This window comes from Clostridium sp., from assembly GCF_051278035.1.
Lineage (GTDB): Bacteria > Bacillota > Clostridia > Clostridiales > Clostridiaceae > Clostridium_AD.
This window is the reverse complement of record NZ_JBNMNU010000170.1, coordinates 1-9,102: the sequence shown is the minus strand read 5'-3', so window position 1 is coordinate 9,102 and position 9,102 is coordinate 1. Positions and strand designations below refer to the sequence as shown.

Genomic DNA, 9,102 nt, shown 5'->3' with positions numbered 1-9,102 from the left:
TTTTTACTTACTAAGACCTATGTCATCTAATAATACTTCACCCTCAGTGGTTTTGTTAAATATAAAATTAATATATTCAATATTACTAAGATTGACTTTGGGATTTTTCTCCATAAAATCTTCGAGTGGTATTCTATAACTTTGAAGCCCCATCTCTATTTCATTATCATATGAGTTCTCCAAAAATAACCATTTGGTGAATTTAACCTTTATCGCAGGATTTAAAACTCCAACCTCGCTTAAAGCTACCTCTGAAACCAATCCATTTTTATCTTTAACTTCAATAGTTAAATCGATATTTTCTATATTTTCGCTAAATCCTGTATCAGCCAATGAAAAACTTAATATGCTATTCTTATTTAGCTCCTTCTTAGAGAAATCTTTTGGTAACTCAACCTTATAAGTTGCAAAACTTTTTTTATTTTTTGTTTCAATGCCATTAATATTTTTCCACCTAAGAAATACTCCACTATTGTTTTTTTCTTCCTCATTTCTTAAATGTGCATCTTTCTCCCTCCAGAATGTAAAATGCTCACCTTTAAGTTTTACTCCGGAAGCAGTACCTGTAGTTATATCAACGTCCTCCTCAAAATTTGCTATTGCGTTATAATTTGAATCCTCAAATTTACTAATATATTTTGTATCAGGTAATATATTACTACCATAATTATAATTTTGAAATAATTTAATATAATCCTTTTTATTATAAAGTGTATTTTGTAAAAAGGATGATATATATATCTTCGCAATTTCTCGCTGATCCTCCCCCGCAAGCATTGGCTTTAGATTTAGAAACAGTCCACTAGGTCCACCTATATCGGTATTCCCCCAGGTAGTATTAAACTGCCCATGGTTGGCCCCTTCAATATAGAGTGATGATTTAAAATACTCTTTATCATCAGTAAATGCAACGCGATCATACTGTAAATCCCCATAAAAACTTGATACATCGCCATCCTGGGAACCTTGAAGCACCAAATAATTAACATTTTCAAGTGGTGTTAACTTACCACCTGGCTTGTACTGTCCATCTGTAGGTGCAATAGCTACCACTGACACAATATTAAACCCAAAATCAAAAACTATATCCGCGTCATTTGGATATAAGTCAAGTTTATTAAACGTTGCTGCCGTAGCCACTGCTTCTCCACCTCTTGAATGGCCTACTAATGCTATGTTTTCCATATCTACTTTCTCATAAAAAACATTATCTATGCTTTGGTTCCATTTTTCAAAAACCTCTAAATGTTTGAGAAGCATCCACGCTCTTGCATCATTTTCGTTTCCCATATTTCCACTCCAAGAACCATTCAAAAAATTCTCATCCACAGACACTGCTATAAATCCTTGACTAGCAAGTAATTCTCCTAAATACGCATACCCGCTATCCGAATAATCTTCCATAGCATGATTGCCATGAACTATCATAACTAAGGGGTACGTACCTTTCTCTTTTGGATACCACACTGTACCATTTAAAGGATATTCCCACTCACTAAAACCCCAAAATAATTTTCTCATCTTACCTTTAAATCCTGATATTTCCCCTAGCATTGGAGTAGCATTTACAGTTCCCGTTATTAACTTAGCATCTTCCCCAAATTCAGGCCTTTTATCATCGCCACTTCCATAGGTTAATGAACCTACAGTATATTTGCGGTCTCTTAATGGATTTTCAAAGTCTGAATCACTATTAAAAACTGCTTGTACCCCATTTGATATCTTTATTTCATTTACCTGTTTAAAACTTAAATCTATATTAGTAAATATCCAAATACCTAAGTACACATTAACACCTATACTAATGAGTAAAAAAAATAGAACTCTATTTTTCTTAACACCCTTTTGTCTCAATTTTTTTATATTAATAGCCATGGATGCTTCTACCAGAACAATTAAAACAGTACAAGTGATTGCTTGCCATAGCTCTATAAATAATAAACCTTTAAAAACAATAGTTAATATGAAAACTTCAGAAAGTAAAATAACAGCTGTTTTTTTAGGTGTATGGCGTAGTATCATAAAAATCAATTTAAACAAAGTCATAATTAAAAGTAGTGCAAGTACCCCTATTATTATTAAAATACCAGAATCTATTACTATTCCTAGCCCTGTGTTTACATATCCTCCTATTATGCTGAATACTATTATTGTAGTTATAATTAACGCTAATTTTATAGTACTCGTGTAGTTGTCCAAACTTTCCATACTATCTATTATTCTTTTATTATTTCGATCAAAATTCGTCTTTATAAACCGTTCTATTTTTTTAATCATAGATTCCCTCCTTTGTTTAAGTGATACTTATGAAAAAAACAAACCCCCTCTAAGTTTACATCTATAGAAAGGGTTTGTATTTATTATTTTGTTTAGTAGTTTATTTAAAATTGCTTTTTTTCTTTATAGATAAGAATAATAATCTAATTACTATATTTAAAATAAATTAATGAACTTAAAAACCTCTGATATTTAGTAATCTCAGAGCTAACTTCGCGTCCTCTAAAGAATACCATTGAAATAACTTCCCATAAAAACACCCAACCACCTATGTTAAATCCTTGTTGTATAGTTCCAAGGAATATATTATTACCCACAGTTGTAGTTAAAAAAACCGACACTGCAAGGAGACTAAGTGATGCAATTATATACTTAACTATCTTGTGATAATTTTCTTTTAAAACTTTAATTTCTTGGTGCAAATAAAAAGAATAATAGGTTTTAATTCCTGCAATTAAAGATTCTTCTCTATTTACGTCTTTTCCTTCTTTTGGCAAGTAGAAACATATATCCACTCCATATTTGTCTGGAATTTCTTCAAAACAGTTTTCAAGAAAAATTGCTAAATCTGGATCCATGTCTCTTTTCTTAAAAGGAGCGTGGTCCCAATCATTGAATATATCATTATACTTGTCTAAGGCTACCTGTATAACATAATTTCCGGTAGTAGGATTTTTTTCGTAAATTTTTTGGAGATAATCACTTTTCTTCGCTTTCATGGTTTTTTCCTTCCATTTGCTATTCATGTTCAACAATACATTTTGCATTATATCAACCTTTCACAACCAATTCAGTTATGATTCATTATACACCGATTATTTAGAATAGCCAAGCAGCGCCATTCTAGATAGATAGAGAATTACTGAGACTATTCATGCTATACTCTAGTTTACGTTAAAGTCCACATGTTTAGACTGCTATTTGATAATTTGTGATACTACATACTTTTATTATGTACAAATAACACTATGTTTATTACTTTTATTTATATATATAAATTCAAATACCAATTTAAAATTCTCTCACCATAAATCATTATTAAAAAAGTTGCAATTATAATGGATGGTCCAAAAGGCATTTCTGCTCTACCCTTTTTCTTCTTAAAAACAAGTAAATAACCACCAAGAGCTCCTCCAATTATAAAAGAAAAAAATAGCATTACAAAAGTTAGTTTAAACCCTAAAAACAAACCACAAACTCCGCAAATCTCAACATCACCCCAGCCCATACCCTCTGTTCCAAGAATGAGCTTGGACAATAAAATAATAATAGTTATTAGACCTGCTCCAAGCATACCACCATAAACGTAGGTAAGTACTGGTCCCCCTAGGTAAACGTTAATCCCTAGAAAAATAAGGCCCACCCCTATAGCCATCCAAGTAGTTGTGCTGTATACATCCATAGTGTCATAATCTATCATAGCTATAACCACTAAAAAAGGTATTAGTATTAAAAACTTTAGAAGATTTATATCTAATCCATATTGAAAGTAAGTTAATAAAAAAAGTATTGCTGTTGAAAATTCTACTAGGGCATATCTACTAGATATCTTCTCCTTGCAGCTTCTGCATTTGCCTCCTAAGATGATCCAGCTAATTACTGGTATAAGATCATAAGACTTGATATCATTACCGCAGGAGGTACAATGTGAGGGTGGAAATGCTATGCTTTCTCCTCTTGGAATCCTGTATATGCATACATTTAAAAAGCTTCCGATTAGTAGTCCTAGAATAAATATTGTTATTGGGAAAATGCTTTCCATGAGTGTAACCACCTTATGTTTGGCTTTGTAGTTTTTGGCTCTATTGTTAATTTTAACATATGTTTAGAAATAAGAACATTAAATAATTTAGTGTCCAAAGTCATATGTACTTTGGACACTAAACATTTTAAAATATTTACTTACTCCTTACCTGCATCTGCATCTACAACTGGATAATTCACATCCGGCGTAGGATACAACTTATGTATATCAACTGTAACGAAAACATTGTCCTTATCATCAATTTTAACTAAAAAATTTTCTTCTTTAATTGCCTTAACAACAGGTTCTACTTCAATATAACCCTTTATATCAGTACCTACTTCAGTTGGAATAGTGTATCCTGATGTATCAGTTATACCACCTATAGCAATGAGTGCCTTCGTAGCATCAGCAATAACCTTTGCACTAACAATATCAGCTTTAACTTTAGCATCCTGTTGTATACTACTAAACTTAGGCACCGCAATTGCCGACAACACCCCTATAATTGCAATTACAATTATGAGTTCGATTAGTGTGAATCCTTTTTTTCTTTTAATATTTTTCACCATTTCTAATTCCTCCTCTTATTATGTTTTTTATTTTGACTCCTTACCAGAGCTAATACCTTTTTATAGTTAGAAATTGTGTTCTTAAAGTATGAGAGTTGTCTATTCCATACATAATAAAGCATCAATTATACGAAAAATAGCAAACTAGCTTGATGGGTATATAAAGAATATTAGCCATATTTTATAATAATATACCTCTTCTAATTCTAGATTTCATATCGATTGTGAAATTATTCTCAATTGATTGAGTTAAAATCAAGCTTTATGCTATGTTATTGTATTTAAAAATAATTTTAAAATTTACTTTATAGCACTGGTAGTTGTACAAAAAAAAGAGTGAATTTCAATCCAAAAGGCAGGATAAAATTCACTCTAATCTAAATTATTATGGTAATTTTCTATACAACATTGAATCCATATATTTTATCAATAATCTTACTATCACAGTGGCATGTCATAAGCCTATATGACATGTATAAGTCTCCTGATGCACCTAATAGATTAAATAGGAATATTACACCTCCGAGCGAAGTCGGCAACAACAAGGTGGCAATAGACATTATCGTTACTGGTGCTAGAAGAATAATTAAAAATTTAGTACGTTGTATAGGCAACTCAGAAATTTCCATGGTATATGCATAAATTCCCTTGAACCCATACTTGACCTTACCACCAAAAGCTTTAAATACAAATCCATGAATACCTTCATGTATAATTGATATTGGAACCATTAAAAATAGTGCATATATAAAAAAATTGATTGCTAAGTATTCAGTTGGATAAAATATAAAAGGCCTCAGAAAGAAATTATCCATTATATTGTCTGCGTTACTTCCCAAAAGTTTTACTATTATAAGTGCTATAAAAATACATATTACATGGGTTTTCCACGTAATTTTAAAAGACATGTCAATCACCTCATTTAGAAGTATTGACATGTCTTTGAATTTAAACTATTTTTATGATTCTATGATGTTATTGTAATGATGGTAATTTCACTACATTGATTAGGTGTTTTTCACTTTTTATAATGTTACCTATAGTAATTTTACTACTAATAGGTGCAACAGTTAATCTATTTGCTTTTGCTTTTAATACAAGTATATACGTACTATTACTTGTCTGCAAATTTTCAAAAGTAACAGTATTTCCAGTTACAGTGATATTTCTAATCGGGTTTCTCAAATCTGTACTTGCATATACCTCTACATTTGAAATTGTAATAAATCCATCATTATTCATTTCTAGTTTGAACTTATGATTATTTAAATTTGTGATTTCAACAGCTAAGTTTATATTAAATCCTTTTACTAAGTTAATGTTATTTCTCTCACTAAACTGTTTATTTAGAAATATTCCTGTTTTAATTATAGATCTATCAGCGGTATCAACTGCTGTTACATCAATTGAATTAAACTCCATTTGGGCATTTGCACCATTAACATCTACAAGAGTAATTATAGATTTACCTTCTCCACTTAAAGTATAGTCTCCTATCACTTCGGCACTCAAATGAATTTGAATTTTTACTGGTTGTGCTAAATATATATCTTTTCCGTCTTTTGTAGTTAAATTATACTCTATGTCTGGAATTATCGCAGTAATCTTCTGATCATTAATAACTATATTAGATTCAGATTTTATTTGTATATTTTCAGGATATTCATCTTGTAATTTCACAGTATTTAAATATATCTTTCCCATGAGTGTTCCATCTAAATTCTTGAATGTACTTGTAGGAACTACATCCTCAGCTTGAATAGTATATTCTAATATAAAATCATTATTTATCTCTACTGTGTTTCCGCCAATGACATTCTTTGATAAATTTAGATGTGTCTTCCCTTCAACTGTAAACGGGCCATAGAAACCTTCTCTAGTAATGCTATTATCCTTACCTGTTTTATAAGCAATGTAATAATCATTTGATTCTATAGGGAATTTAACCCCTTGACTTCCAGTAAACGTAGTTGTAGCATATTCTCCTGGTGTAATATTTTTTGATGGATAAAACCACTCTGCCGGAATTCTTGAAGAATCAGATGTTATTGATCCAGTATCACTATATCTAAGTTCAAAATTGGCAGATCCACCCCAATTAAAATACTCTAAATAAATCGGGTAAAATTTATCTGATTTTAAGGAATATTCATTGTTTTCGGTTCCAAACGTTGATGATTGTGGCTGAAACATATCTACAAAAGCTCTAGTTTCTCCATCAACAGTTATATATCCTTTACAACCATCATCAGAAAGAGCTGCAAACTTATAATTCCCATCTGTTGGGACTTTAATATATCCCCAAAATTTGGAAGACTCTTTATAATTTCCACCAATATTCATATTACTCATAAACATTGAATTCGTTACCCACCTACTACCTTCTGTCCCATCACTTTTAATATAATTCTCATAGTCTCCATACTCACTTCGATTTTGTGAATATGTCGCAGCTTTATAAGTTGTAGCATCAAAGGGAGTTTTAAAAACCTCTTCTGGCTTACTCCATTTCCCCACATTTGATAAAAGGTCCATGTGACTAACATCGTAAGCTCTTTGGTTTAAATGTCCTACTTGTTCTAACACAACATCCTCATTAATTGTTTCTTGTGTCAAGTCAATATCATTCCATCCGCTATCGGGCATTTCTGTAGGTACTTCAGTGCCAGCTATAAATTGATATTTAAAAAAGTCCACATCATTTCCTTTAACATTTATGTCAGCAAAAGAATCTCCTTTAAGTTTAATATTTGGTTGTAAGAATTTATTTGTATTTTCAGCAGTTACTTCATAGCTGTCTCTAATCCCTGTGACATCAGAAACACTTATATTAACTTCTGGTGCAATTGAAACAGCTGGCAAAGATCCTAATTCTATATTTATATCACTATTGTCATTTTTCTTATGCATTACACCAGTAATCCAATATTCACCTTTTTTTTCTACTATGTTTGAATCACTACTAGGTATTTTACAACTATAACTTTCTTCTATACCTATAACAGTATCATTTCCATTATTACTAGGAGAAACACTATATGAACCTTTTACACCATATACTGATTCTGTTTGAGAATGATTGGCTTGCTGGTCATTATTTCCTTTACCATGCAATGAATAAACTGTAATTCCGTCTACGCCTTCTCCAAAATCCCTTGTCCCATTACTATTAAAATCACGCCAAACAATTCCACTAATATTATTACTGTGATTCTTTGCAAACACAGGTATATAACCAGACAAGTTAAACAACATAACCATCATCACTAAAATACCTATACCCTTTTTTAAATTATGTTTAAACATTTTTTTACCCCCCTTTAATTTCTAAAATATATATTATTAGTCGTAGTATAATCACTCTTCCCATCCACACCAATAACTTCTGTTTCAAGAATAACCCCCGAACACTCTGCAAATGGCTTCAAAATACTAGCTAATTAACCCCTTTATTTCTCATATAAACCTCATTAACAAATACTTTCTCTATTTTATCTGACTTCATAGTTATTTTTATTCCTATTCCCTTACAATCAGTAAAACTTTCACCTGATGGTAACGGTGTAATCTTTATTGATTTAATACTTTTACAAATTTCTCTATTAACCGCTCCCTCTGTGCCTTTCATATATTTGAGAACTCCACTATCCATTTCAAAATTCGAATTATATTCTGTTTCATCACTGTCTTGTTTTATCACTGATAATTTTGTAATTTCAGTTTCACTACTAGAATTAAGGACAACGTCGCTACCATCAATTTTTTTAACTTCAGCAACCCCATATCCTTCAATAATATTATCAACCATAAAGTTAATTGCTTTTTCTCCTTGTGACTGCAATTCTAAATCTTTATTTACTGAATTTAATGTGTTATAGTTTGTAAAAAAGAAAGTACTAATTACAGAGAGAACTATGGCTGATATTGCCATTGCTATTATTAATTCAATAAGAGTTATACCTTTTTTATTAACTGTCATGATATTCTCTCCTCTCTGTATTCTTATAACTCCATTTTAAAATGGAGTATCCAACTTCTAACGTTAAGTTACTTAATCAGTTCCCATTTTTTACGATTAATTAATTTGAATTCAATATCCGTATTACTATTACTATTACTGCTATCATACACTTTTGCAAATAAATAGCTACTAACATTATCTCTAGCATACTCTCCAACATCACTAAAAGTGTCTTTAAATAATTGATAATTGTTTAAAGCAAAACCTTCTAAATATACTTTATCATAAACTATATTCTTTTCACCAACTCCTTCAAAGGTTAAATCTCCATTACATATTATTGTTCCTTTAAATTTTTTTAGCTCTCCTGATATGATAATATTTCCATTTGTTATTATAACGCCTTTATACACATTTTCACGTGTCAAATCAACGACCGTAGCATTTCCAGGTATAGTACCAGCATTTTTTCCTTTTAATACATAAGTGCTATTTTGATCTTTATCCAATATAATAACTTCATTGTTATTAACTTCATTTCTTGTAGT

General features: G+C 30.7%; 8 protein-coding genes. All 8 read right to left on the bottom strand.

Annotated elements, in window-relative coordinates; genetic code table 11:
- Nucleotides 1-3: 3 nt before the first annotated feature.
- On the bottom strand, nucleotides 4-2,277 hold the full coding sequence (locus ACJAX4_RS19320) for an alpha/beta hydrolase family protein (RefSeq protein ID WP_435791071.1): 2,274 nt from the start codon (nucleotides 2,275-2,277) through the stop codon (nucleotides 4-6).
- 143 nt (nucleotides 2,278-2,420) lie between these two features.
- Complete coding sequence (locus ACJAX4_RS19315) at nucleotides 2,421-2,996, bottom strand: hypothetical protein (protein ID WP_435791070.1); 576 nt, start codon at nucleotides 2,994-2,996, stop codon at nucleotides 2,421-2,423.
- Nucleotides 2,997-3,262: 266 nt separating this feature from the next.
- The gene (locus tag ACJAX4_RS19310) at nucleotides 3,263-4,039 is read right to left on the bottom strand and encodes a prepilin peptidase (RefSeq protein WP_435791069.1); all 777 of its coding nucleotides are present in this window, start codon (nucleotides 4,037-4,039) and stop codon (nucleotides 3,263-3,265) included.
- 140 nt (nucleotides 4,040-4,179) lie between these two features.
- Nucleotides 4,180-4,593, bottom strand: a complete 414-nt coding sequence (locus ACJAX4_RS19305; RefSeq protein ID WP_435791068.1) for a type II secretion system protein — start codon at nucleotides 4,591-4,593, stop codon at nucleotides 4,180-4,182.
- Between the two features lie 398 nt (nucleotides 4,594-4,991).
- On the bottom strand, nucleotides 4,992-5,501 hold the full coding sequence (locus ACJAX4_RS19300) for a DUF3267 domain-containing protein (RefSeq protein WP_435791067.1): 510 nt from the start codon (nucleotides 5,499-5,501) through the stop codon (nucleotides 4,992-4,994).
- A gap of 67 nt (nucleotides 5,502-5,568) precedes the next feature.
- Complete coding sequence (locus ACJAX4_RS19295) at nucleotides 5,569-7,899, bottom strand: PA14 domain-containing protein (protein ID WP_435791066.1); 2,331 nt, start codon at nucleotides 7,897-7,899, stop codon at nucleotides 5,569-5,571.
- A 130-nt stretch (nucleotides 7,900-8,029) separates the two neighbouring features.
- Nucleotides 8,030-8,572 carry a PilW family protein gene (locus ACJAX4_RS19290; protein WP_435791065.1) on the bottom strand — a complete coding sequence of 181 codons (543 nt, stop codon included), beginning with the start codon at nucleotides 8,570-8,572 and terminating at the stop codon, nucleotides 8,030-8,032.
- Nucleotides 8,573-8,640: 68 nt separating this feature from the next.
- The coding region (locus ACJAX4_RS19285; RefSeq protein WP_435791064.1) for a hypothetical protein at nucleotides 8,641-9,102 on the bottom strand (462 nt) is incomplete at its 5' end.